We start from the raw sequence: 24020 nt of genomic DNA on the forward strand, positions 1-24020 counted from the left end.
AAGTGTTTTTAATATTCCTTCCACGGTAGTGCCTGCGACGCCGGAACACCTAGACGGTTGCGGTCCGGGCCAAGACGGCGATGCCCGGCGGCCCCATGCCGTCGATTTGGGCTGAAACGGTACAAGGCGCGGCCGGTGCGCCCGCCCCGAGGGGAAGTCGCACCGGCCGCGCCGGTGGTGTCCACGGCCCGGGGACCGCGAAGGGTGGAAACTAGCCGCGCAGGTGCCGGCGGTTCCGGATCATGATGAGCGCCGGGATCAGCAGCAAGGCCACCGGGATCAGGAGCAGCAGCGCGCTGGGGCCGCTGCCGATCTTGGATGCCGAGACCGCCCGCGTGCTGGCCTCCAAGCGCGAGGTGCCGCTGGCCAGCTGGGTCGAACCCTCGGAGAGGGTGGACAGGCCGGTGGCCAGTTGCGAGTTGCCGTCGGCGAGCCGGTTGGCACCGTCATCGAGCTTGGTGGCACCGGCGGACAAATCACCGGAGCCCTTGCGCAACGCCTCCAGGCCCATGCCCAGGGTTTCGCTGCCGCCGGCGAGCTTGGCCGCCCCGGCGTCAAGCTCCTCGGCACCGCGGGCGATCTTGGCGTTGCCGGCAGCCAGTTTCGTGGCACCGGCCTCGAGCTTTTCGGCACCGGCCGCCGCGGAGTCAGCTCCCTGTGCCAGCGCGGGGGTCTTGGACGCCAGCTCGGAGGTTCCGTCCTTGAGCGCCCCGGTGCCCGCTGCCAGCCTGTCGGTGCCGGCCGCAAGCTTCTTGCCGCCGGCCGCAAGCTCATGGGCACCCGAGCTGAGCTTGGTGGCTCCGGCGTCCAAGGCCGAAGTGCCGTCCGCGAGCTTGCTGCCGCCCGCGGCCAGGGCATCCGCCCCGGTCGTGAGCCTGCCCGCCCCGTCCTGGAGGGTGGCGGTGCCCTGGGCCAGGGTTCCGGCCCCGGTGCTGAGCTTGGTGCTGCCGGCGGCCAGCGCGTCGGTGCCCTCGGCCAGCCGGGAGGCCCCGTTGCCCAGGGTGCCGAGTCCGGCCAGCAGGCCCTTGGAGGAGTCGTTGAAGCCGGCGTCGAGCTGTCCGAGCCCCGAATTGAGGTCCTGCGCCCCGGCATTGAGCGCGGTGGCTCCGGTCTTCAATGCGCCGATGCCCGCACCCAGGGCCTTGGACCCCTCGCTGAGCTGGCCCAGCCCGCCGTCGAGCTTGGCGGCTCCGGTCTTGACTGCCTGTGCGCCGTCGTTCAGGGCGTCGGTTTGGCCAACGAGGTCCTTGGTCCCCAGCTTCAGGGAATCCATGCCCTCGGCCAGTTGGCCGCTTCCGGTGGCCAGCTTCCTGGCGCCGGCCGAAAGATTGGTGGTACCGGCGTGCAGCTTCTCCATGCCGGCATTCAGGTCCTGTGAACCGTCATGAAGTGCGTTGATCTGCTCCAGCAAAAGGCCCGAGGGCACCGTGGGATTCGCCTTCACGAACGCGGCAAGGTCGCCCAGGCCTTTCGACAGCCGACCGGAACCATCCGTCAGTTCACCTGCTTTTCCGTCGGCGGTGACCAGGCCGTCGGCCAGGCCCTTGGCGCCCGTTTCGACGCCCACGGAACCCTCCTGGGCGGCCATGATGCCTCCGCGGAGTTTCGGCGCAGCGTCGGCCAGCTTCTGGGTGCCCGCCGCCAGCCTGGTGCTGCCGTCCGCGAGCTGTCCCGAGCCGTCCTTGAGTGCCGCCACTCCTTCAAGCAGGGCCGGGGCCTTGCTGGCCAGCTCCTCGACGCCGCCGAGCAACTTGTCGCTGCCGGCCGCCAGGGCATCGGACCCCGCGGCCGCACTTGAGGTGCCGGCGGCCAGCTTCTGCGCACCGGCATTTGCCGCCTGCGTTCCGGCGGCAAGCTTCTGCGCACCGTCGTTGGCGGCCCCGGCTCCCGCGGAGAGTTGCTGCGCGCCCGCCGAGAGATCGTGGGCTCCGGTGTTGACCTTGCCCGTGCCAATGCCCAGCTGGGACATGCCGGCCGAGAGCTTCTGGGAACCGTCCCTGAGCGACTGCGCCCCGGCGTCCAGGGTGCCGGTGCCCGCGGCGAGGGAACCGGCACCGGTGGCCAGCTTGGATGAACCTTCACTGAGTGCACCTGCACCCACTGTCGCGTCCTTGGCGCCCGCGGCCAGCTTGCCCGCGCCGGCGTTGAGCTTGCCCGCGGCGGCATCGACCGCATCGGTGCCGGCGGCGATCTTCTTCGCGCCGGTGGACAGGTCCGCTGCCCCGTTGCCGAGCCTGGTTGCACCGGCCTCGGCGTCCCCGGCGCCGACCGAAAGCTTGGTCGTTCCTGCGTGCAGCGTGCCCGCACCGTCCGTCAATTTGCCGGCGCCGGTTGCTGCCTTTTCCGCGCCCTTGGCAAGTTTCTGCGCGCCCTCGGACAACGCGCCGGTGCCGGTGGCCAGTTCGGCGGCGCCGGCGGCGGCACCGGAGGATCCGTCGGCCAGCTTGGCGACTCCGTCGTTTGCCTTGCCCATCCCGCTGTTGAGGTCCGAGGCGCCGCTTGCCACCTGGGATGAGAACATCGCGTAGAAGGCCACGAAGGCGATCAGGAACAGGCCGAGCAAAACCGTGATGATTGCATGCAGCAGCGTGTGCCGCTTGGCCGCAATATGTGCATTCAACTGGACTCCTGGGGGATCGATGGGGATTGGTGGGGAAGCGGTGCCGCGGGGATTTTGGGCGCACAAAGGTACGCCACGAGCCGTGGCACGATGGAGCGGGAGGGTCCTGCGGCCGGATTCCGGCCGAGCCCAAGGTGTAGCTGTGATGTGGATTACAAAGGGACTAGGACCATTGAACTTACTGATGGGTAGCTTTGCAAGTGTTTTGGGAAAATAACTTACCCGGCGGTAGGTTGTGACGTCTTCTCCGCGCCCCGGCGGACGGGGTGTGAAACCCGGACAGCGGTGGCCGCAGGCGCCCGGCGCCGGGCGATCGGCGCAAAGCCCGCCGGGAAGTTGTAGGCTCGCACTCATGGTGAGATTTCTGATTTTGGCGCTGCTGTCCCTGCTCGGTTTCATCACCATCGTGGCCGCCGCGCTGGGGCCCGGCGGCTGGTGGGTGGTCGCCGTGCTCGTGGTTCTCCTGCTGGCGCTCGGGATCCACGACGTCGTGCAGACCAAGCACGCCATCCTGCGCAATTTTCCCGTGCTGGGACGCATGCGCTTCCTGCTCGAGTCGATCCGCCCCGAGATCCAGCAGTACTTCATCGAGCGCAACACCGACGGGCGGCCCTTCGACCGGGACACCCGTTCGCTGGTCTACGCGCGGGCCAAGGGCGCCGACAGCCACAAGGCCTTCGGCACCGAACGCGACGTCAACGAGGTCGGCTACGAGTACCTGTTGCATTCCACCGCCCCGGTCGAGGTCGCGAAGGACCAGCACCGCGTGCGCATCGGCGGCCCTGACTGCACGCAGCCCTACGACATGTCGCTGATGAACATCTCCTCGATGAGCTTCGGCTCGCTGTCCAAAAACGCCGTGCTGGCCATGAACAAGGGCGCGGCAATGGGCGGATTCGTCCACGAGACCGGCGAGGGCGGGCTGGCCCCCTACCACCTGGAACACGGTGCCGACCTGTTCTGGGAAATCGGCTCCGGCTACTTCGGCTGCCGAGACGACGCGGGAAACTTCGATCCCGACCTCTTCGCCCTCAAGGCATCAAACGAACATGTCAAGGGCATCACCATCAAGCTCTCCCAGGGCGCCAAGCCCGGACTGGGTGGCGTATTGCCGGCGGCGAAGATCACCGCGGAGATCGCCGCGACCCGCGGGGTGCCCATGGGTGTCGACTGCATTTCACCCGCCTCGCATGCGAGCTTCTCCACGCCACGTGAGCTGATGCAATTCGTGGGCAGGCTGCGGAAACTGGCCGGGGGCAAACCCGTGGGCTATAAGTTCTGCGTGGGATCGCGCACCGACGTGCTGGCGATGTGCAAGGCCATGCTTGAAACGGGGATCACCCCCGACTTCATCACCATCGACGGGTCCGAGGGCGGAACCGGGGCGGCGCCGCTGGAATATGAGGACCATGTGGGAACGCCGCTGACCGAGGGGCTGATGCTGGTGCACAACGCGCTGGTCGGGACCGGGCTGCGCAGCAGGATCCGGCTCGGGGCCGCGGGCAAGGTCGCCACCGGATCCGATGTGGTGAAGCGGCTGATCCAGGGCGCCGACTTCACTTTCAGCGCCCGGGCCATGATGATGGCCACCGGCTGCATCCAGGCGCAGAAATGCCACACCAACGAGTGTCCGGTCGGGGTCGCCACCCAGGACCCGCGGCTGATGCGCGCGCTGGATGTCACCGACAAGGGCAACCGCGTCTACAACTACCACAAGCTCACCGTGCAGGAAGCCGCGCAACTGATGGCCTCGATGGGCGTTGCGACGCCGTCGCAGCTGAACACCAGGATGCTGCGCCGTCGCGTCGACCACCTGACAACGCGCAGCTACGCCGCCCTGCACAACTGGCTGGAGCCCGGTGAGCTGATGCGCGAACCGCCCCGGGGCTGGGCCCCGGACTGGCTGGAGGCCGACGCCGACACCTTCGGGGAGCACGCCCCGATGCCGTGGCCGACCCCGCGCGAACCCGTCCCCGCGGAGATGACCGTTGCGCCCAAACGGGTGGAACCCAAGGACTCCACCCACCGAGCCGTGGAACCCGTGCACCCCAACGCCGAGCGACCCGAGGGCAGGCCGGCCCCGAAGGCCACGCCACATGGGGGTTAACAACCGTCATCAATGCCGGGCGGTGTTTGGCGGCTCGGAATAATGGCAGCCATGGCTCCCTCCAGCACCGCGCCGGGCATCGGTTTCCCCTCCGTGCTCGCACACGCCTTCTTCCTGCAGGCCGCGGTGTACCTGGTCCGGCCCGCCACCTCCTACAAGGCGCTGGAACTCGGCGTCGACCCCGGGCTGCTGGGCCTGGTGGTGGCGAGCTTCTCGATCCTGCCTGTCTTCCTGGCCGTGTTCATCGGCCGTGCCGCGGACCGGGGCAAGGAGAAACACATCCTGCTGGCGGGCGCCGCCCTGCTGATCATCGCCGGGGCCGGGCTGCTTTTTGCCGCCCCCTCGCTGCCGGCACTGCTGGGCTGGAACCTGATCCTGGGCGTGGGCCACCTGATGAGCCTGATCGGGGAACACAGCCGCCTGGCCTCGGCCACCAATCGCAACATGGACAGGGTCTTCGGCTTCTACACCATGGTCACCGCCGTGGCGCAGGCAGTGGCCCCGCTGCTGCTCGGGGTGCTGGGCGGGCCGGCCGTCACCCCCGACACCTCGATGCTGCTGCTGGCCTACCTGGTGGGCGCCGCCGGGGTGCTGGCCACTTCCGTCCTGATGGCCCGCCACCGCGGTGCGGGGCGCTCGTCCGGCCCCGCGAAGGCCCAGGTGAAACTGCGCACCGCGCTGCACGTTCCGCCGGCGGCCCGCAACACCCTCATCGCGTCCATCGGGCTGAGCATGATGGTGCTGTGCACCATCGACCTGCTGCAGGTCTACCTCCCGGCGCTGGCCGTGGAGCGGGGGATTTCCACCCAGGCGGTCGGGGTGCTGCTGGCGCTGCGGGCAGTCGCCACAGTGCTGTCGCGGCTGGCGATGGACCGCCTGGTCCGCGCCGTGGGCAGGGCCCGGCTGCTGCTCGTGTCCACCGGTGCCTCCGCGGTGCTGGTCGCCCTGCTGATGCTGCCGCTGCCCACCTCCGCGATGGCGGTGCTGCTGGTGCTGGCGGGCCTGGGACTGGGCATCGGGCAGCCGCTGAGCATGACGGTGGTGTCGATGACCGCCACCGAGGGCACCCGTGGCACCTGGATGTCGATCCGGCTGCTGGGCAACCGCCTGGGGCAGGCGGTGATCCCGGTGGGCGTGGGCGTCTTCGCCACCTCCATGGGTGCCGGGGGAGTGTTCCTCGCCCTGGGCGTCACGACGGCCGCGGCGACGCTGGGGGCGATCGTGCCGCTGCGGTCCATGGAGGACTGAAGCCGGCTTGCTGAAGGCCCGAATTATGGACTTTGGGGCAGCGGCAGTTCCTCGTCGGTTGGCTCCTGCCCGTGCAGCAGGCAAATTCCGGTTCCGCCTTCATAGTTGTACTCGACCCAGATCACTGCCCGGCGGCCATTGCTGTTGGCTTCGGCCCACGCAAGAACGTCGTCAACGCACGCCGCATTCTCGAGCCGATGCTCGGTGCTGTCGCGATTCTCGTTCCAGAAATCCACGCGGTATACCGGAGTGAGTACCTCTTCGCTGACATAACGCGGATCAACGAGGGATGCCTTGATGCCATCTACGCCCATGGCCACAATCTATCCCGCAGAGGGATGGAACTCGCGGGATTTCCCGAACCATTCCGATCGAGTGTCCTTGAAAGCGCATGTGCCACCGAACTTCCGCGGAAAAAATGGCCAGTTCGATAAAATCTCCAGTCAACCTTCGGTCGCCAACCGGCGCAAGCGCCAAGACCAGCGCCCTTCGGCGTGAGCTCCCCTGCGGGTCATCGTGACCCTATTCGGAGTCGGCGATCACCGCGGCAATTTTTTCGCGATCCACCTGTCCCAACTCCGCGGGGTTCCACGCCGGGCTGCGGTCCTTGTCGATGACCTGGGCGCGGATCCCCTCGGCCAAATCGTCGCGGTGCATCAGGTAGTCGGCCACGCGCAGCTCCCGTGCCAGGGCCGAGGGCAGGTGGTCCTCTGCACGGGCCGCGCGCACCGCCAGCAGCGCGCATTCCAGGGAGGTGGGGCTGTTGGCGCGCATCCGGGCCGCCGCCGCCCGGGCGGCGGGATGGACCATGGCATCGAGCCGCTCGAGGATCTCCGCGAGCGTCGGCGCACCGAAGGCGGCATCGATCCAGGGCTGCGCGCTCGCCAGCGGGGAGGCGTCAAAGGATCCGAAAAGCACTTCCAGGCCGGCCGCGATGTCCGCCGCCGGCATCGACTCGAAGTCGGGCAGGGCCTCGATGACCTCCTCGAAGCGTTCCGCATCCACCAGCATGTCGGCAAAGCCGAGCTCCACGGCGTCGGCCCCGGTGAAGGTGTCGGCGGTCAGCACCAGGTATTCGCCCAGGTGCCCCGGCGCCCTCGCCATCAGATGAGTGGCGCCCACGTCGGGGCTGTAGCCGATGCGGGCCTCGGGCATGGCGTATTGCGCATCGGGGGTCGCGATGCGGATGGCGGCGTGGGAGGCCAGCCCGATCCCGCCGCCCATGCAGAGCCCGTGGACAAGGGTGACCACCGGCTTGGGATAGTTCGCGATCATCTCATCGAGCCTGAACTCCAGGGCGAGGAGCTCCAGGAAGCGGGCATGCCCGCCGTTTGTCACCGCGTGGTGAAAGTCCTTGATGTCGCCGCCGGCGCAAAATCCGCGCGCTCCCTCGCCGCGCAGCACCACCATTGACACCCGCGCATCGTCCCGCCACGTCGTGAGGACATCGGTCAGCTCCTGCAGCATGGCGCCGGTGAGGGCGTTGATTTGCTCGGGCCGGCGCAGCGCCACCAGGCCCAGTGTTCCCAGGACCGTGGAGTCGATAAGGGTCGTGATGGTTCTTGTCCTGTTCATTGCGGCGTGCGGGTCCCAGCCAAGATATCTCTCCGGTGGCTCCCAAGGGAAACGCCGGCGGTGCGCAACAGAGCTCCCGGGAGGCGGGACACCTGCATTTCACCGGTATCCTGAAGAGGATTTTCCGGCGGTGGATGGTGCCTCCGGATTCGAGACTCAACACAGGGGAGCACGCCGGCACATGGCATCGACCGATGGGAACGACGAACGCGGGAGAATCGCCAGGCGCGTGCTGCCCGGGGGCCAGGAGCCGGACCCGCGCTTCACCCTGGCCAACGAGCGCACCTTTCTGGCCTGGATCCGGACGGCGCTGGCCTTCCTCGCCGGCGGCATCGCGCTGGAGGCATTCGCCGCAGCAGCCTTCCCCGGCCCGCTGCGCACCGGCATCTCGGTGCTGCTGATCGTCATCGGCATGCTGATCAGCGCCGGGGCGGCCTTGCGCTGGCGCAGCATCGAAATGTCGATGCGCCATTCCAGGCCGCTGCCGCTGCCGCTGATCATCCCCATCCTGGGCCTGGGCGGTGCGCTGGCCGCCGCGGTGGTGGCCGTGCTGATCGCGCTGGGCACGTGAGTTCGGCAGCCCGCCCGCCCCTGCACCGCGACCCCGGGCTGCAGCCGGAACGCACGGTGATGTCCTGGGGCAGGACCACGCTTTCGCTCTGCGTAGCCGCCCTGGTCTTCCTGCGCTGGCTGCCGCACTACGGGGCCGTCGTGCTGGCCATGGTCGTGGTGTCCCTCCTGGTCGCCGGCTGCATCTATGCCACGCAGCGGCGGCGCTATTCCGTTGCCTCCCGCGGGATCACCGCGGAGCGGCTGCGCGCCGACGTGGTTGCCGTCCTGGCGACGAGTGGTGCAGTCCTCGGGCTGGGAGTCCTCGGCATCCTGGTGGTGCTGGGCCAGTAGGCCCCGAGGCCACCCGTGCCGGCGGGAACCAACGACGCGCCCCGTTAATCCAGCTGACGTATCATCAAGGTTGATTGACGCGGGCCGGTCCGGCCCTCCAGGGGAAAGCTGTCCAGGAAAAACCATGAGAAAAACCGCCATGGCCGTTGCGGCCGCACTCGTCTGCGCACTCCTGTTTCCCGGAACCGCGGCAACGGCCGAGGTGCCGGTTCAGGCCTCCGTGGCCGCAGCGAGCATCCAGGACACCAACAAGGCGTACCTGGCCAAGGCCGCCAAGACGCTGGGCGGCGCCGATGCCGGAACGGGCAAGCTCAAGGACGGAACGCTGTGGCGTTCGCACCGCGACGGGATCGTGGTGCACTCGGCCAAGCGCAGGGCATTGACGGTGCGCAATGCGGTGGCCCAGGCCTGGGCCGACACCGGATGGGAGAACGGCCGCTTCGGCTACCCGACCGGTGAACAATACAAGTCCGGGGCCGACACCCGGCAAAACTTCAGCGGCGGCGTCATCGGGGTCCGCCCGAACGGGACCTCCTACTGGCTGCCCAAGGCACCCAAGCTGCCCGACTTCACCGTCACCGGTGCGGGCTGGGGACACGGCGTGGGCATGAGCCAGTACGGCGCCCGGGCCATGGCCGCCGAGGGCAAGAGCGCCACCAGCATCCTGGAGTACTACTACAACCCCGCCAAGGTCACCGCCAGCAAGACCGCGGCATCCGGTGACATCCGGGTGCAGGTGCTCAAATCCGGAACCAGCACATTGACCGTTGCCGGCGGACGCATGCGCGTCACCGATCCCACGGCCGGAAAAACGTATACCGCCGTGTCCGGATCCACGCTCACCCTGAACCGGAGCGGCTCGCAGCTCACCTACGTGCTGAAGACCCCGGCCGGGTTCGACGTGGTGCCGCGGGACAGGAACAAGGACGGGGTGCGCGACGTGAATCCGGCACCCGGGGCCAACAAGGCCAGCGGCAAGCTGCGCATCACGTGGGAGGGGACGCGCGCGTGGCCCTCCTCCAACCGCGCCACGATCTCCGTCCCCCAGGCGAACGCCGAATCATCGGCGCCGGGGCTCTACCGGCACGGCGCCCTGGAAGCAGGGCTGCTCGATGACCAGGTGAACCTCGTTGCCTCGCTGCGGCTGAACGACGAATACCTCTATGGCCTGGCCGAGGTCCCGTCCTCATGGCCCTCCGCTGTGCTGCAGGCCCAGGCCATTGCGGGCCGGACCTATGCCATGCGCAAGGTCAACAGGCTCAAGGCATCCTGCGACTGCAACGTCACCGACGAGGTCCAGGACCAGAAGTTCACCGGCTGGAAGAAGGAAAACGAGCAGCCCGGTTACGGGGCCAAGTGGAAGGCGGCCGTCGACGCCACCGTCTCCCGCAACGCCGCGGGCGTGCCCACCGCAGGAAAAGTCGTGATGTACGCCGGGCGACTTGCAGAGACCGTGTACTCCTCCTCGACCGGCGGGGCCACGCGCAACAGCGAGGACGTCTGGGGCGGCGCGGGCCAGCCCTACCTGCGGTCGCGGGCCGACTCCTGGTCGTTGAAGAAAAGCGCCAATAACCCGTACAAGTCATGGACCCAGCGCACCAGCCAGCGGGAGATGGCGAAGGTCTTTGGGCTCAGCGATGTGGTCAGCGTGAAGTTCACCCGCGCCAAGGACCTGACCATCACCTCTGCCACCGCCAAGTCTTCCTCCGGAACCAGCAAGACCCTGAAGGGAAACACCTTCCGCGGATCCACCTCCGGCATCGGCGCACTCTCGGCCTGGATCAGCGGCATCAAGCCAAGCGTGGTCGCCCCGAGCGCAACCACCATCAATGCCCGGAACTTCTGCACCACCGCGGTCAAGCCCGGGGCCAGCATTTCCACCGCCGCGGCCAAGGCGCGCGACGGGGCCGTCATCTGCCTGAAGCCCGGAACCCACAAGCCCAGCAACGTGGTGCTCAAGCCGCGGCAAACGCTGGTCGGGCAGGGAATGTCGAGCACCCGGTTCGACGGGACCATCGCCGTGAACACGAAGAAGTCAGGCAAGCTGCACCGCATCGGCACGGCAAGGATCCCGGCCAAGGCACCCAAGACGCTCGCGTGCACCACCGGGAGCCAGTGCAACAGCGCCCAGGTCCTCTTCGCCAACGGCGCCCAGCTGACCCGGGTGTCGTCCAAGGCCAAGGTGAAGTCCGGAACCTACTGGATCGACCACAAGAACCGTGCCATCTTCACGGGCAAGGCCAGCAGCTCAAAGAACAAATACACCATGTCCTCCCTGACCCGTGCCGTGACGTTGGGAACCTGGTCCCGGATGGGCAATGTCAATGTGGTCGGCTACGCGAATCCCTCCAACACCGGGGCGGTGTGGCTGCGCGGAGCGCACTCGACGCTCTTTTCCTCCCGGGTTGCGGTGAACCACGGCATCGGCGTGCAAAGCAACGGCCATGCCACCGGGATCATCAACTCCATCGTCAGGCTCAACGGCCAGGCGGGCATCAGCGCCTCGGGCGGGAAGAACTCGGTGGTGCGGGGGAGCGAAATCAGCAAGAACGGGTGGGCCGGGTTCAGGCCGGCGACCTTCACCGGCGGCATCGCCGCATCGAACAAGGCCACATTGAAGGTCTCGTCCTCCAGGATCCTGGACAACCGCGGCGCCGGGACGCGCGGCGTGCGTTCCAAGAGCGATGCCAAGATCTCCGTGGGCACCAGCACGGTGCGCGGAAACAAGTAGGCGCGCGGCCTGCCAGTGCCGGTGTTGCCGGGTGCCCGGCGAGGCGAGGACGATTTCGAAGACGAACGATGAATGTAGTTCCCTTGACCCAACCTGTTTCCGGCCGGGCGGTCTACAGCCTGGGGGACCAGGCCTTTGACTTCGTCCCCACCGATCCCGGGGACGTGGCGGCGCGCAGGGGTTCGCCTGCCTCGCTGGCACTGGACACCGTGCTTATCGAGGTAGGTATGCCCAACGGCATCCTCCTTTACGTTTGGGGATACTCGCCGCGGTCCTCGTGGCTCAGTGTCCCTGGTAGGCCCGAGGGTGCCGTCGACGGGGTGGTGAGGGGCGACGAGCCGGCCTTGGGTCCGAGCGGAAGTGTCTCCATTCGCCGCGACCGCAGTGATCCCGCAGAGGTGTGGCGGACGCAATTCGACGCGGAAAGCGGCTGGTGCCGGATCACCTGTGGCGGCGCCGATGGGCGCCTGGCGAGGATTGCGACCGACACGGTCATTGGAACCGACGACACCGGCATTACGTCGTTGTGGCTGAAGCCAACATTCGTGGAATGAGCGCAACGGTCCGCGGCAACAAATAGGCGCGTCCGTCTAGCGCCGCTTGGGTCCGATGCTCAGCTCGGCCAGGACCCTGGTGAGCCGGTCCATGAACACCCCGACCTTGGGGTTGTCCCGGTTTTCCGGGCGAAGGGCAAAGATGCTGCGGACCAGGCTGATCTCGGGTGCATCAATCACCTGAATGCCATCGGGTGCCCGCAGCATGGCCAGTTCAGGGACCACGGCGGCGCCCAGCCCGGCGGCGGCCATGTGCAGCGATGCATTGAAGTCATCCGAATGGGCCACGACCCGCGGGTGGATGTTGAATGCGGCGAAGAGCCGGGAGATCACGGTGGCGTCGGAGGTCCCCGGATGGTGCATGATCCAGGGCATGTCGGCCAGCTGCGCGGCGCTGAAGACCGAGGAGCCGTCGAGCTTCCAGGAAGCCGGGACCACCACGCGGAACGGGTCGTCACCCAGCCACTGGCGCTCCAGCTGCGCCGGCCAGGCCAGCCCGCCCTGGCCCACCTGGAAGATCAGCGCGAGGTCCAGCTCGCCGTCCTGGCGCAGCCCGGTGATCGTCTGGTGGGGTTCGCCCACGTTCACCCGCAGAGCGATGCCTAGCTGGTCCCAGTCCGGCGAGCCCAGGAGCTTGGGCAGGGCGTAGGTGGCCAGCGACGGAAAGATCCCGATGCGCAGTTCCTGCAGCGGCTTGCCGCTGGGGTCAAGGTCCGGTGTGGAGGTCGCTGCCATGAGCGCGTCGATGTCGGTGAGCACGCGGCGGGCATGCCTGGCCATGGTCAGTGCGGCGGGAGTGGGCTCGATGCTCTTGGCCCCCCGGGTGAAAAGGGTGGTGCCTGTGTCGCGTTCCAGCGCCGACATCTGCTGCGAGACCGCCGAGGGCGTGTACCCCAGGCGGAGGGCGGAGGCGGCGAACGACTTTTGCGTCACGACTTCCAGCAGCGTGCGCAAGTGAACCGGATTGACCACTGAAACTCCTGTGCCTCGGGCGGGGTGAGAGCGCGAACCACTGATGGAGCGCGCCCGTCCCATCCTAGACGGGCGAGGGTCCTACGTGGATTCCTCCTCGAGGAGCTCGTCCTCGGACCACTCCTCCTCGACGGATTCCTCGTCTTCCTCCTCGTCCTCGGCGGCGAGGTCGTCATCGAGGAGATACAGGTGCTTGCGCAGCGGATCGAGGGCCGTCATGGTTTCGGGGCTGTCGGAGGAACCATCGTAGGGCTGGCCGTCCCGGCCGTCGTCCGGTTCGTACATGTCGTCGTCAATCGGCTCATCGAAGACGGTGTCATCAAAGCTGTTGCTCATCGTGTCCCTCTTTTCTTCAAACGCCGGGATCTGCGACCGAACCCCGATTGATTACAGCCTATGTTGCATCCGGGCGTATGGGAATGGGCACTTTTTCGTGCGCGGAATCGGGCCGTCAGGCGGAGTATGGTCGGTATATGGACAGCGATATTTCCCCACGGTTCCTCACGCCCGCCGTCAGCGGCCGCGCCTTGCTTGCCGCCGCCGGGCGGATCCTGGCACCGGCACTGTGGCTGGGATTGCTCATCGGGATTTCGTTCATCGAGACGCCGCTGAAGTTCATGGCCCCGGGCATGACCCTGGCGCTGGGCCTGGGCATCGGGCAGCTGGTCTTCGCCGCCATGAACATCGTGGAAGTGGTGTTCTTCATCGTGCTCGCCGCCTCCTGCCTCCGGCGGGGCCTGGACCGGGCGTACCTGTGGGTGGTTGGGTTGCTGGGCACCGTGCTGCTGGCCAAGGTCGCGCTCATCAGGCCGTTCCTGTCCGGGCGCACCGAGGCGGTGCTGGCGGGAGCCGAGGCGGGCGGCTCGGCCTGGCACTACTTCTACATTGCCGCTGACGGCCTGCTTGTGGTCCTGCTCGTCACGGTTCTGGTCATGGGCGTGCGCCGTTGGGTGCTTCCCGGGCGGTAGGGGCACCAAATGAAATGGATTCGGCCAGCGGGATTTCCCGGTGGCCGAATCCATGAATGCGGTGTCTGGCTAACCGGCCGCCGCCATGGACATGGCCTGGGCGGTGATCTTCACCGATTCCAGGCGCTGCGCCGGATCACCGGCGTTGTGCACGGTGATCAGTTCATCTGCCCCCGCGGTGCGCGCGAACTCGCGCAGGTACTGGGCCACGGCCGTACCGTCGCCCACCGCCGTGTACTGGAGCATCTTCATGATCGAATCCCCATGCGGGGTGTCCAGAAGCATTTCCACTTCGGCATCGGTGAACTCCGTGGAACGGTTGCGGCCCAGCATCATCCGGATGCGGTCGCGGCGGACCTGTTCCATGATGGTCTGCGCCTCGGCGTTGGTCCCGGCCGCGACCACGCCCACGCCTGCGATGACGTACGGCTCGGCGAGGAACTCCGAGGGGCGGAACTCGTTGCGGTACGCGGTGGTGGCCTGCACCAGGGCGTCCGGGGCAAAATGCGAGGCAAAGGAGTAGGGCAGGCCCAGCTGCGCGGCAAGCCGGGCGCCGAACAGGCTGGAGCCAAGGATGTAAAGCGGGACGTTGGTGCCGTGTCCCGGGTAGGCGTTGACGCCCTCGATGCGGGAGGTTTCGCCGAGGTAGGCCTGAAGTTCCAGCACGTCATGCGGGAACGCGTCGGCGGCGGCGGGGTCGCGGCGCAAGGCCCGGAACGTCGCCTGATCGGTGCCCGGCGCCCGGCCCAGGCCCAGGTCGATGCGGCCCGGGAAGAGGGTTTCGAGGGTGCCGAATTGTTCGGCAATCACCAGCGGTGAGTGGTTGGGCAGCATGACGCCGCCGGAACCCAGGCGAATGCTGCTGGTGTGGTGGGCGACGTGGCCGATGAGCACAGAGGTCGCCGACGACGCGATGGAACTCATGTTGTGGTGCTCGGCGTACCAGACACGCTTGTAGCCGGTCGCCTCGGCGGTTTGCGCCAATTCGACGCTCTCGGCGAAGGTCTGGGCGGCGGTACCGCCGCGGCGAATGGGGGCAAGATCAAGGATCGACAAAGGAATGCTCACATAGGCGGCAACTAGCGCCCCTCGGGTTTCATTCCCGCGGTGTCCGGGCACACACCCCAAACGCCCGAAAGCGTAGGATTTGGGTCATGAAGCGGAAGGCTTTGCCGATAGCCGGCGGCCTGCTGGCCTGCCTGCTGGGCGCGTGCACGGTGTTGGTCCCTGACCCCGATCCCGTTGAGTCCACGCTGCCGACACCCGATCGCCTGGCCGAGCTCCCCGCCGACTGCCCGCGTTCCGGGGGTGTGGCGGAGCCCGAGGGGATTGGCCCGGGGACCGAGGCGCAGATAGCCGCCGATTTGTTGGCCGCCGTCGGCGATTGGGTCAATGCAGGAACCGCAATGGTCGCCAATGAGCCGGACTGGATCGGGCCCGGTTTGCCCGGGCACTGCCTGGCGGACTTGGCCGAGCTGCTGGGGCGGATCCACGGCCCGGCACTCCTGGCCCAGGGCGGCGATGAGACGTTGTCCGCCTTTCAGGCGGAATTGGTCAAGGAGAACCTGGAAAATCTGGAAGCCGCCCGTGCCCAGGGCGGGGCCACGAACGCAAGGCGGGAATTGGCGCTCTTGCAGCAATCGTCCCAATCGGAAAGCGGCGCATTCTTGAATCTCATCGTGCGCAAGCTGGAGAACCGGTCGATACAACCGGCGGGTACGGAGGAATGGATGGCCATTGTGGTTCCGCAGGGGTCGCGAAACCTGGTGTTCCACTTGGAAACGAAGGAAGCGGCGCACGGCTACTTCAGTTGGTGAGTCCGGCGCGGCACCCGGTGGGATAAAACAGTATGGGCGCCACTCCCGGGGGAGTGGCGCCCATACTAATCAGCTAAATGCCGAAGGTGATGATCCGAAGCTTAGACAGCGCGGATATCGGTGGCCTGAAGGCCCTTCTGGCCCTGAGTAACTTCAAACTCAACGCGCTGGCCCTCTTCGAGCGAACGGAAGCCGTTCGACTGGATGGCGGAGTAGTGTGCGAAAACATCATCCGAGTTGTCGTCCGGAGCGATGAAGCCGAAGCCCTTTTCGGCGTTGAACCACTTAACGGTACCTGTTGCCATGATGGGTGTGTCCTTTCGAGACTGTCCTGAAATGGGACGTAGGGGAGTCAATTCCACTGTGGAATCCACTTGCAGCTACGTGATTCAACGCGGTTCAGAAAGGTACTCGCCCCGGCAACGGGGTGTTTGCACTGAAATTACTGCGAGAAAAACTAGAACTACAAGCTCAACGGTACGCTACTTGGCGACCAGTTGCTAGCACGGGGGTCATTCCGGGCAAAAGTTTCCCGGAATGACCCCTGCCGTTTACCAGGCGATGGACTGCCGGTAACGCTCGATGACGAGGTCCACGAGCTCCCGCGGCGGAGCCTGGCCCGGGTGCAGCAACGGTGCGCTCAGCACGTCCGGGGAGCTCGCGGCAGCCACCCCTGCAAAGTATCCGGGGGCCAGGAGATAGCTGGAAACCACCGTGCGCCGCCCGGGGTTGAGGGCGCGGGCCGCCGCCAGGACATCGGGCAGGCGAGGTTCTGCGGCCGAAATAAAGGCGGGAGTCACGGGAACCTGCAGCCGGCCGGCCAGCAACTGGGCCATGGCCCGGCAATCCGCCAAGCCGCGCGGATCCGCGGACCCCGCACAGGCAAGGACCACCGCCTCGCCGGGAATCCAACCGGCCTCCAAAAGCCGGCGATGGAGGACCGCGGCAAGCGAGGCATCGGGACCCAGGGGAGCGGCCACCTCCGTGCCGGGGTGCCCGCCGGCGGCGGCGGCAAGATCGCCCGAGGCATGGGTTCCCGCCGACAACAGCAACGGCACCAGGGCCGCCGCCTGCCCGGGCTCGATGGCACCGGAGTGCAGGAAGGGACCGACCCGCGGTTCCTGCACGTCGACGAAGGCCGCGTGCACGGAGACATCGGAAAGTGCGACATCCACCACATCAACCAGCGCCCGGATGGCCGCACGTCCCGCCGGGCTGTCCGTGCCGTGGGAGACGGCCACCAGATCGGGGGACGGGGCGGTTTCCAGCCAGCCAAGCCAGGGCGGGTGTTCGACGGTTCCGGCCACCCGGGCGCCGGTGCGCGTGAGCGTGGCGCTGCTCATTGGGCGGAGTCCAGCCACAACATGCCCTGGTGCAGGCGCACCGGGTGGACCTGCAGCGCCGGCGCCGCCCCGCTGAGGCAGTCGCCGGTGTCCAGGCGGTACACCTCCTTGTGCAGCGGGCAGGCAATCGTGGGAACACGGGCGCCGGCAATGGACTTGTCACCCAGGATGCCGCGGGCCATGACCTTGGCGCCGCTGCCGGGGCAGTGGTGCGAGGCGGCGAAGAACTCATCGCCCTCGGTGCGGTACACGGCAACCTGCGTGCCCCCAAGCCACGCGGCTTCGCCCCAGCCGGGCTCGAGGTCCCCGGTCTTGCACACCGCAACCAGTCCCTGCACGGTTTCGAGCGTGGTTTCTTCGAGCGTTTCACTCATCGCTTCGGTCCTCTCGTCGTTGCTGCTTCGATGGCCCGAGCCTAGAAGTCCCTTGTTTCACGTGTGGCGATGCCACGTTGCGTGCCGGTAAACCCCATCTCACGCAGCCGCATCCAGTTGGTGAACCGGACCCGAGGCGGGGGTGGTCGGCCTTGGGCGACCCCGGCGAACCACCTCGGCCGGAGACTTCGACGGCCTCGCGTTAACTGCATGTTTCGACAACCTCACGTCGTGCCTTTTGTCCGGGACGCAGAGTTGTCCTGCCCGAAACAAAGAGGAAATTGGTCGGCAAAACCCGTTCCCTAGGCTGGAAGGCAATCAACGACGCGTCATGGGCGCAAGAGTGAAAGTCGGGTAACAGACATGGGTACAGGACACGGCGCACGCCGCATCGTAGTCATCGGTGGCGGTCCGGCCGCACATCGCTTCACCGAGGCCATGGCGGCCCGCGAACCAAGCAACCTCGAGATCACCGTGTTGACCGAGGAAGCGCACGTTCCCTACGACAGGGTTGCCCTGACCAAGGCACTGACCGATACCGCCGTGGACCTCACCCTGGGGGACCCGGCACTCTGGGCCCGTGACAACGTCACCCTTGCAACAGGCGCCGGCGTGAAGACACTGGACAGCGTCAACCAGGTGGTCCACACCCACGATGGCCGCAGCTTCGGCTATGACGAACTGGTGCTGGCCACCGGCTCGAATGCGGCAACGCTGCCGATCCCGGGCAATGAACACACCCACGTCTACCGCACCCTCGAGGATGTCTGGGCGATCAACGCCGGCATTCAGGCGCTCACCGCCCAGCTGGGCCGCAAGCCGGTTGTCGCCACCATCGGTGGCGGGCTGCTGGGACTCGAGGCGGCAGCAGGCTCCCAGTCCCTGGGCGCCGAGGCGGTGGTCATCGACGGCGGCAAGTGGCTCATGGGCACCCAGCTGGACGAGGGCGCGGGCCAGGCCATGGGCAGGCTGATCGCGCAGACCGGGTTCAGGGTCCACGGCGGGGTGTTCCCGCAGGAAGTCACCACCGAGATCGTTGGCGGAACCGAGAAGGTCACCGGTGTGCTGATGGCCGACGGCAACCGCATCCCCGCGGACATGGTCATCGTCTCCATCGGCGTGCGCCCCCGCGACGAGCTGGCCCGCAACCACAACCAGGCACTCGAGGACACCGGCGCGCAGGCCCCGGCCTTCGGCATCGGCCCGCGCGGCGGCATCGAGATCGACGGGCACTGCGCCACCGCGGTGCCCCATGTCTGGGCCATCGGCGAGGTCGCGAACTTCGCAGGCATGTGCATCGGCCTGGTGGCCCCGGCCAACGCCATGGCCGAGGTGCTCGCTTCCCACCTGCAGGGCGGGGACGCCGAATTCACCGGCTTCGACACCGCCACCAAGCTCAAGCTCTCCGGTGTCGACGTGGCAAGCTTCGGCGACGGCTTCGCCCGCACCGAGGGCGCGCTCGAGGTCGTCTACGCCGACGCCGCCCGCGGCCTGTACCAAAAGATCGTCGTCTCCGCCGACGCCAAGGTCCTGCTCGGCGGGATCTTCGTGGGAGACGCGAGCCCGTACCAGTCACTGCGCCCGCTGCTGGGCCGCGAGCTGCCCGCCGAGGCCGGCGCCTACCTCAGCGCACTGGGCGGCGAGGTGCCAGACGGGGACCTGCCCGATGACGCGGTGCTCTGTTCCTGCAACGGCGTGTCGGTCGGTTCCATCAAGGACGCGGTCGGGGGCTGCGGCAGCTGTGCGGGCAGCGAACCGGTCAACGACCTTGCCACGCTGAAGACCTGCACCCGCGCCGGAACCCAATGCGGCTCCTGTGTCCCGATGCTCAAGAAGCTCATGGAATCGGAGATGACCAAGAACGGCGTCGTCGTCTCCACCGCCATGTGCGAGCACTTCGAGCTTTCCCGCTCCGAGCTCTTCGAGGCCGTCCAGGTTGCCGGGCTGCACAGCTACCCGCAGATCATGGAGCGCTTCGGCACCGGATCCGGCTGCGATATCTGCAAGCCGGTCATCGCCTCGGTGCTCGCTTCGCAGACCTCGGGGCACCCGATGGAGGCGGGCCTGGCCGGCGCACAGGACACCAACGACCGGGTCATGGCCAACATGCAGAAGGACGGCACCTACTCGGTGGTCCCGCGCATTCCCGGCGGGGAAATCACCCCGGAAAAGCTCGGCGTGATCGCCGCGGTGGCGGCAAAGTACAAGCTCTACACCAAGCTCACCGGCGGGCTGCGCATCGACATGTTCGGCGCCCGGCTCGAGCAGCTGCCGGAGATCTGGAAGGAACTGGTGGACGCCGGCTTCGAGTCCGGGCAGGCCTACGGCAAGTCGCTGCGCAATGTGAAGACCTGCGTCGGTTCCTCCTGGTGCCGCTACGGCATGCTGGACTCGGTGGCCATGGGCATCGAAATGGAGCTGCGCTACCGCGGGCTGCGCGCCCCGCACAAGTTCAAGATGGGTGTCTCCGGCTGCGCCCGCGAGTGCGCCGAGGCCCGCGCCAAGGACGTGGGGGTCATCGCCACCGCCGAGGGCTGGAACCTCTACGTGGGCGGCAACGGCGGGGCGAACCCCGCCCACGCCCAGCTGCTGGCCGGCGGCATCGACAATGCCACGCTGCTGCGCTACATCGACAGGTACCTGATGTACTACATCCGCACCGCGGACAAGCTCCAGCGCACCGCACGCTGGATGGAGGATTTGGACGGCGGCATCGAGCACGTGAAGTCGGTCGTCGTTGAGGACTCGCTGGGCCTGGGCGCGGAACTCGAGGCGGCCATGGAAACCCACGTGGGCAACTACCAGGACGAATGGGCCGCAACGCTCGCGGACCCGGAAAAGCTGCGCCGCTTCCGCTCCTTCGTCAACGCCCCGGAGCAGAAGGACGAGGACCTCGCCTACGTCCCCGAGCGCGGGCAGCACCGCCCCGCCGAGCCGGTGCGCCTCGGCGCCACCATCTCCGTCGGCGCCCCCAATCCCACCCAGGAGCCCTCATGATCGCCACCGGACTGCAACTGCAAGGCCAATTCGTGCTGGTTGCCGGCGCCCGCTGGGCGGCACGGCACGTCGTGGCACGCTATGTCTCGGCCGGCGCCCAGGTATTGCGGGCCCACCACCCGCACGAGCTCGAGGGCCACGGCCACCTGCTGTCCGAGGTCAGGTTGCTGGTTGCCGTCGACGACGAAGCCGCGGGCTGGGAGGCGCTGGAAGAGATCGCCCGCCGCGAATCGATCCTGCTCTCCCGCGAACAGGCTGCCCGGCGCGACGGCGGGATCACCCTGCTGGGCGGCGGTCCGGGCAGTTCCGACCTGCTGACGGTGCGCGGCGCCGCGGCGCTGGCGAACGCCGACGTGGTCTTCCACGACCGCCTGGGCCCGGGACACGACCTGGCCGCGCTGGCACCGGGCGCGCAGCTCGTCGACGTGGGCAAGGCCCCGGGGAACCACAAGGTGCCCCAGGAGCGCATCAACGAGCTGCTCATTGCCGAGGCCCGCGCCGGGAGGGACGTGGTGCGGCTCAAGGGCGGGGATCCATTCGTCTTTGGCCGCGGCTCCGAGGAACGCGACGCCGCCCTGGCCGCCGGCCTGAAGGTCCAGGTGATACCCGGGATCAGCAGCGCGATCTCGGTGCCCGGCGCCGCCGGGATCCCGGTGACTGCCCGCGGCGTGTCCAAGGCCTTCACCGTGGTCTCGGGCCACGACCCCTTCACCGAGACCGAGCTGGGGCACCTTGCGGGCATCGGCGGGACGCTGGTGCTGCTCATGGGCGTGGCGACCCTGCAGCAAAACGCCGCCGGCCTGCTGCGCAACGGACTGGCGGCCGACACCCCGGCGGCCATCATCGAACGCGGCTTCTGCGACACCCAGCGCAGCACCCGCGCCACCCTGGGCACGCTGGCGGCCGCGGCCCGGCTGGCAGGCTGCTCGAATCCCGCGGTCATCGTCATCGGCGGTGTCGCGGCCCTGGGCGCGGGCGCCGACGATGTGGCCGCCCTGCTTCCGGCGGCCGTGCGATGAGCGCGACGGCAACCGCCGGCACCGGCACGCGAAGCGCCGGGGCGCTGGCGGGATTCCGCATCGCGGTGACCTCCCAGCGGCGTTCGGCAGAACTCATCGAGGCACTCGAGCGCCGCGGCGCCCAGGTGCTGCACGCCCCGACGCTGCGCCTGGCCCCGCTGGCCGAGGATTCGGAAGTGCTGGAAGGCACCCGCCGGATGCTGGGGCTGCGGCCCGAGTACGTGCTGGTGAGCACCGCCTACGGGTTCCGCCGCTGGTTCGAGACCGCCGAGGCCGCGGGGCTTGGCGACGAGCTGGCGGAGGTGCTGCGCGCCGCAAGGATCCACGTGCGCGGTCCCAAGGCGCTGGGCGCCGTGCGGGCCCTGGGCTTCGATGCGGAGGCGATGGCAGGGGACGAACTGACCTCCTCGATGGTGGCCCGGCTGGCCCCGCAGCTGCGGGGCCAGGCGGTGGTGCTGCAGCACCACGGGCTCGGGGACGACGAGGCAGCCGCCGCGCTCCTGGAGGCGGGGGCCTCCGAACTGGTGCGGATCAGCCCCTACCGCTGGGTGCCGCCGGAGGACGCCGGGAGGCTGGAGGTGCTGCTGCGTGCGCTGTGTTCGGGCGCGCTGGACGCGCTGACCTTCACCAGTGCCCCCGCGGTGGTGGCGCTGCTGGAGGCCGCGCGGGAACACGACTGCCATGCCCAGCTGCTGTACGCGCTGCAGACCACCGTCAGCACGGTTGCCGTGGGGCCGGTGACCGCCGCGCCGCTGCGCGAGGCGGGCATCGAGCCGCTGGTGCCCGCCCGGCACCGAATGGGCGCGATGATCCACGTCCTGGTCGAGCACCTGGGTGAGCGCGGGGCGCTGGAATGCGCCACCGTGCTGGGCCCGTGCCTATTGCGCGGGGACACCGTGCACCTGGCCGGGGCCGGGACGGAGCTGGGCGCCAGCCAGTTGCGGCTTTTCAAGGCCCTGCTCGAGGCCCGCGGGAACGTCGTCTCGCGCGGGGCCCTGGCGGCGCTGCTGCCGGACGGTTCCTCGGACCACGCGCTGGACATGGCGGTGAGCCGGCTGCGCGGCGCGCTGCCCGATGCCCGGCTGGTGTCCACCGTGGTGAAGCGCGGCTACCGGCTCAACGCCTAGGCGCCGGTGCCCGCCGTCCCCGGCGGCAGCGGTGAGCCCTCGACCTCGGACGGCACCCGGCGCAGCGCGAACGCGACGATCGCGGCGGAGGCCAGGGCCAGCACCATGGCAATCGCGGAGGTGTACACCACGCCCTTGTCGAAGGCCGCGGCGGCGGATTCCAGCAAGCGGTCCGCGGCCGGGGCGCCCAGGCCCCGGGCGACCTCGTGCGCTCCGCCCAGGGTCTGGCGCGCGGTCTCGGCCGCGTCCGGGCCCAGCTGTGCGGGGATCGCCACGTTGCGGCTGTACGCGGCGTTGAGGATCGAGCCGAGCACCGCGGTGCCCAGCACCGAGCCGACCTCGTAGGCGGTCTCGGAGATCGCCGAGGCGGCACCGGCCTGGGCCGGGGGCACCGCGGAAAGCGCCATGTCGTTGGACAGCGTCTCGCTCAGGCCCACGCCGGCACCCAGGACCGCGAAGGCGAGCATGAGCATCGGCACCGAGCCGGACTGCCCGGTGAGCATCACGATGCCGTAGGCCAGGGCGTTGAGCCCCAGCCCCCACACCATCACGTGCTTGACCGCGAAGCGCCGGGTCATCCGCACCGCCAGCAGCCCGAAGCCAACGGTTAGGCCCAGGCCCGGGAGCATCAGCACGCCCGCCATCATGGGGGTGTAGCCGGCGACCAATTGCAGGTGCTGGGAGATGAAGTAGATGAAGCCGACCAGCGCGAAGATGCTCAGCAGGTTCACCGCCAGCGCGGAGGAGAAGGACGGGTTGGCGAACAGCCGAACATCGAGCATCGGGTGGGTGCGCCGCAGCTGGCGCCGCGTGAAGGTCACCCCGGCGGCCAGCCCCACGGCGATTGCTGCCAGCGGCAGCAGCGGCGAATCCCCGTGGGTCATCTCCTTGACGCCGTACACAATGGGCAGCAGGGTCATGATGACCAGGCCAATGGAGATCGGGTCGATGGCCCCGGGATTCGGGTCCTTGGACTCGGGGACCAGCGCGGGGGCGAGGATCAGCAGCGGCACCAGCATCGGCACGGCGAGCAGGAACACCGAGCCCCACCAGAAGTGCTCCAGCAGGAATCCGCCGACGACGGGTCCCAGCGCCGCGCCGCCGGAGAACCCCGCGGCCCAGATGGCGATGGCCTTGCGGCGCTCGAGCGGGTCGGTGAAGATGTTGCGGATCAGCGAGAGGGTCGCGGGCATCAGCATGGCGCCGAAGATGCCCAGCAGGGCGCGGGCTGCAATGAGCTGCTCGGCATTGCCGGCAAACGCGGCGGCGGCGGAGACCGCGGCGAAGCCGGTGGACCCGATCAGCAGCAGGCGGCGTCGGCCGAACCTGTCGCCGAGCGAGCCCATGGGCACCAGCAGGCCTGCCAGCACCAGCGGATAGATGTCAATGATCCACAGCAGCTGGTTCCCGCTGGGGGACAGCGCTGCCGACAGCGCGGGGACCGCGAAGCTGAGCACCGTGTTGTCGACTGAAACCAACAGGACCGGGAACATGAGGACAACGAGGGCGGCCCAGCGTCGGCGATGGATCGTGCCGATGCCCTGGTTCGTGGGAGTGCTCGTGGCGCGTTGGGTGCTCATGATGCTCGGTTTCCTGGGGATGCCGTGGAGGGTTGACAAGCATAACTGTACCGTCCGGACGGTACAGTTACAATGTGACGATGCC

21 protein-coding genes are annotated in these 24020 nt (G+C 68.2%); 11 read left to right on the top strand and 10 right to left on the bottom strand.

Features of this window, described 5'->3' with window-relative positions; genetic code table 11:
• Positions 1-211: 211 nt before the first annotated feature.
• Positions 212-2620 (bottom strand): hypothetical protein, encoded by a 2409-nt coding sequence (locus KRR55_RS03185; RefSeq protein WP_217387572.1) that lies wholly within the window; start codon positions 2618-2620, stop codon positions 212-214.
• A gap of 352 nt (positions 2621-2972) precedes the next feature.
• On the opposite strand from KRR55_RS03185, the gene KRR55_RS03190 reads away from it, so the two are divergent.
• Both KRR55_RS03190 and KRR55_RS03195 read left to right on the top strand, forming a co-directional pair.
• The gene (locus tag KRR55_RS03190; protein ID WP_217387573.1) at positions 2973-4727 is read left to right on the top strand and encodes an FMN-binding glutamate synthase family protein; all 1755 of its coding nucleotides are present in this window, start codon (positions 2973-2975) and stop codon (positions 4725-4727) included.
• A 51-nt stretch (positions 4728-4778) separates the two neighbouring features.
• Positions 4779-5975 (top strand): MFS transporter, encoded by a 1197-nt coding sequence (locus KRR55_RS03195; protein ID WP_217387574.1) that lies wholly within the window; start codon positions 4779-4781, stop codon positions 5973-5975.
• A gap of 23 nt (positions 5976-5998) precedes the next feature.
• Here the strand turns inward: KRR55_RS03195 and KRR55_RS03200 are convergent, their stop codons facing one another.
• The gene (locus KRR55_RS03200; protein ID WP_217387575.1) at positions 5999-6289 is read right to left on the bottom strand and encodes a hypothetical protein; all 291 of its coding nucleotides are present in this window, start codon (positions 6287-6289) and stop codon (positions 5999-6001) included.
• A gap of 208 nt (positions 6290-6497) precedes the next feature.
• Entirely contained in the window at positions 6498-7550 is a 1053-nt protein-coding gene (locus tag KRR55_RS03205; protein ID WP_217387576.1) for an enoyl-CoA hydratase/isomerase family protein, read from the bottom strand.
• Positions 7551-7731: 181 nt separating this feature from the next.
• On the opposite strand from KRR55_RS03205, the gene KRR55_RS03210 reads away from it, so the two are divergent.
• The 4 genes from KRR55_RS03210 to KRR55_RS03225 all read left to right on the top strand — a co-directional run bounded on the left by KRR55_RS03210 (position 7732) and on the right by KRR55_RS03225 (position 11738).
• A complete protein-coding gene (locus KRR55_RS03210) occupies positions 7732-8121 on the top strand; it encodes a YidH family protein (RefSeq protein ID WP_217387577.1) in 390 nt (129 codons plus the stop codon).
• Positions 8118-8453 carry a DUF202 domain-containing protein gene (locus KRR55_RS03215; RefSeq protein WP_217387578.1) on the top strand — a complete coding sequence of 112 codons (336 nt, stop codon included), beginning with the start codon at positions 8118-8120 and terminating at the stop codon, positions 8451-8453. Before KRR55_RS03210 ends, KRR55_RS03215 begins: the two co-directional genes overlap by 4 nt.
• A gap of 124 nt (positions 8454-8577) precedes the next feature.
• Positions 8578-11184, top strand: coding sequence for a SpoIID/LytB domain-containing protein (locus KRR55_RS03220; RefSeq protein ID WP_217387579.1), 2607 nt, complete (start codon positions 8578-8580; stop codon positions 11182-11184).
• Positions 11185-11267: 83 nt separating this feature from the next.
• Positions 11268-11738: a hypothetical protein gene (locus KRR55_RS03225; RefSeq protein ID WP_217387580.1), complete on the top strand. Its 471-nt coding sequence runs from the start codon at positions 11268-11270 to the stop codon at positions 11736-11738.
• Positions 11739-11774: 36 nt separating this feature from the next.
• Here the strand turns inward: KRR55_RS03225 and KRR55_RS03230 are convergent, their stop codons facing one another.
• The gene (locus tag KRR55_RS03230; protein WP_217387581.1) at positions 11775-12710 is read right to left on the bottom strand and encodes a LysR family transcriptional regulator; all 936 of its coding nucleotides are present in this window, start codon (positions 12708-12710) and stop codon (positions 11775-11777) included.
• 81 nt (positions 12711-12791) lie between these two features.
• Positions 12792-13046 carry a hypothetical protein gene (locus tag KRR55_RS03235; RefSeq protein WP_217387582.1) on the bottom strand — a complete coding sequence of 85 codons (255 nt, stop codon included), beginning with the start codon at positions 13044-13046 and terminating at the stop codon, positions 12792-12794.
• Between the two features lie 137 nt (positions 13047-13183).
• Here KRR55_RS03235 and KRR55_RS03240 point away from each other — a divergent pair, with 137 nt between their 5' ends.
• A complete protein-coding gene (locus KRR55_RS03240; RefSeq protein ID WP_217387583.1) occupies positions 13184-13678 on the top strand; it encodes a hypothetical protein in 495 nt (164 codons plus the stop codon).
• Positions 13679-13747: 69 nt separating this feature from the next.
• Here the strand turns inward: KRR55_RS03240 and KRR55_RS03245 are convergent, their stop codons facing one another.
• Positions 13748-14746 (bottom strand): LLM class flavin-dependent oxidoreductase, encoded by a 999-nt coding sequence (locus KRR55_RS03245; RefSeq protein ID WP_217387584.1) that lies wholly within the window; start codon positions 14744-14746, stop codon positions 13748-13750.
• A gap of 86 nt (positions 14747-14832) precedes the next feature.
• Between KRR55_RS03245 and KRR55_RS03250 the strand changes: the two genes are divergently transcribed.
• A complete protein-coding gene (locus KRR55_RS03250) occupies positions 14833-15495 on the top strand; it encodes a hypothetical protein (protein ID WP_217387585.1) in 663 nt (220 codons plus the stop codon).
• Positions 15496-15596: 101 nt separating this feature from the next.
• Here the strand turns inward: KRR55_RS03250 and cspE are convergent, their stop codons facing one another.
• The 3 genes from cspE to nirD form a co-directional block, all read right to left on the bottom strand.
• Positions 15597-15800: a transcription antiterminator/RNA stability regulator CspE gene (gene cspE / locus KRR55_RS03255; RefSeq protein ID WP_007271190.1), complete on the bottom strand. Its 204-nt coding sequence runs from the start codon at positions 15798-15800 to the stop codon at positions 15597-15599.
• A gap of 246 nt (positions 15801-16046) precedes the next feature.
• Positions 16047-16838, bottom strand: coding sequence for a sirohydrochlorin chelatase (locus KRR55_RS03260; protein WP_217387586.1), 792 nt, complete (start codon positions 16836-16838; stop codon positions 16047-16049).
• Positions 16835-17212, bottom strand: coding sequence for a nitrite reductase small subunit NirD (nirD, locus tag KRR55_RS03265; RefSeq protein ID WP_217387587.1), 378 nt, complete (start codon positions 17210-17212; stop codon positions 16835-16837). The genes KRR55_RS03260 and nirD overlap by 4 nt, the downstream gene beginning before the upstream one ends.
• A gap of 363 nt (positions 17213-17575) precedes the next feature.
• Between nirD and nirB the strand changes: the two genes are divergently transcribed.
• The 3 genes from nirB to KRR55_RS03280 are packed head-to-tail and all read left to right on the top strand — an operon-like array spanning position 17576 to position 22355.
• Positions 17576-20209, top strand: coding sequence for a nitrite reductase large subunit NirB (nirB, locus tag KRR55_RS03270; protein ID WP_217387588.1), 2634 nt, complete (start codon positions 17576-17578; stop codon positions 20207-20209).
• The gene (gene cobA, locus KRR55_RS03275) at positions 20206-21228 is read left to right on the top strand and encodes a uroporphyrinogen-III C-methyltransferase (protein WP_217387589.1); all 1023 of its coding nucleotides are present in this window, start codon (positions 20206-20208) and stop codon (positions 21226-21228) included. The genes nirB and cobA overlap by 4 nt, the downstream gene beginning before the upstream one ends.
• A complete protein-coding gene (locus KRR55_RS03280; protein WP_217387590.1) occupies positions 21225-22355 on the top strand; it encodes a uroporphyrinogen-III synthase in 1131 nt (376 codons plus the stop codon). Before cobA ends, KRR55_RS03280 begins: the two co-directional genes overlap by 4 nt.
• On the opposite strand, the gene KRR55_RS03285 is transcribed toward KRR55_RS03280, so the two are convergent.
• A complete protein-coding gene (locus KRR55_RS03285) occupies positions 22352-23935 on the bottom strand; it encodes an MFS transporter (protein ID WP_217387591.1) in 1584 nt (527 codons plus the stop codon). The genes KRR55_RS03280 and KRR55_RS03285 overlap by 4 nt on opposite strands.
• Between the last annotated feature and the right edge of the window lie 85 nt (positions 23936-24020).

This window comes from Paeniglutamicibacter quisquiliarum (genome assembly GCF_019084045.1).
GTDB classification, from domain to species: domain Bacteria; phylum Actinomycetota; class Actinomycetes; order Actinomycetales; family Micrococcaceae; genus Paeniglutamicibacter; species Paeniglutamicibacter quisquiliarum.

What these genes read in the sequence shown, in the direction of transcription:
- KRR55_RS03190 (WP_217387573.1), top strand. Translation starts at nt 2,973, where the DNA reads ATGGTGAGATTTCTGATTTTGGCGCTGCTGTCCCTGCTCGGTTTCATC.
- KRR55_RS03195 (WP_217387574.1), top strand. Translation starts at nt 4,779, where the DNA reads ATGGCTCCCTCCAGCACCGCGCCGGGCATCGGTTTCCCCTCCGTGCTC.
- KRR55_RS03200 (WP_217387575.1), bottom strand. Translation starts at nt 6,289, where the DNA reads ATGGGCGTAGATGGCATCAAGGCATCCCTCGTTGATCCGCGTTATGTC.
- KRR55_RS03205 (WP_217387576.1), bottom strand. Translation starts at nt 7,550, where the DNA reads ATGAACAGGACAAGAACCATCACGACCCTTATCGACTCCACGGTCCTG.
- KRR55_RS03210 (WP_217387577.1), top strand. Translation starts at nt 7,732, where the DNA reads ATGGCATCGACCGATGGGAACGACGAACGCGGGAGAATCGCCAGGCGC.
- KRR55_RS03220 (WP_217387579.1), top strand. Translation starts at nt 8,578, where the DNA reads ATGAGAAAAACCGCCATGGCCGTTGCGGCCGCACTCGTCTGCGCACTC.
- KRR55_RS03235 (WP_217387582.1), bottom strand. Translation starts at nt 13,046, where the DNA reads ATGAGCAACAGCTTTGATGACACCGTCTTCGATGAGCCGATTGACGAC.
- KRR55_RS03240 (WP_217387583.1), top strand. Translation starts at nt 13,184, where the DNA reads ATGGACAGCGATATTTCCCCACGGTTCCTCACGCCCGCCGTCAGCGGC.
- KRR55_RS03250 (WP_217387585.1), top strand. Translation starts at nt 14,833, where the DNA reads ATGAAGCGGAAGGCTTTGCCGATAGCCGGCGGCCTGCTGGCCTGCCTG.
- cspE (WP_007271190.1), bottom strand. Translation starts at nt 15,800, where the DNA reads ATGGCAACAGGTACCGTTAAGTGGTTCAACGCCGAAAAGGGCTTCGGC.
- KRR55_RS03260 (WP_217387586.1), bottom strand. Translation starts at nt 16,838, where the DNA reads ATGAGCAGCGCCACGCTCACGCGCACCGGCGCCCGGGTGGCCGGAACC.
- nirD (WP_217387587.1), bottom strand. Translation starts at nt 17,212, where the DNA reads ATGAGTGAAACGCTCGAAGAAACCACGCTCGAAACCGTGCAGGGACTG.
- nirB (WP_217387588.1), top strand. Translation starts at nt 17,576, where the DNA reads ATGGGTACAGGACACGGCGCACGCCGCATCGTAGTCATCGGTGGCGGT.
- cobA (WP_217387589.1), top strand. Translation starts at nt 20,206, where the DNA reads ATGATCGCCACCGGACTGCAACTGCAAGGCCAATTCGTGCTGGTTGCC.
- KRR55_RS03280 (WP_217387590.1), top strand. Translation starts at nt 21,225, where the DNA reads ATGAGCGCGACGGCAACCGCCGGCACCGGCACGCGAAGCGCCGGGGCG.
- KRR55_RS03285 (WP_217387591.1), bottom strand. Translation starts at nt 23,935, where the DNA reads ATGAGCACCCAACGCGCCACGAGCACTCCCACGAACCAGGGCATCGGC.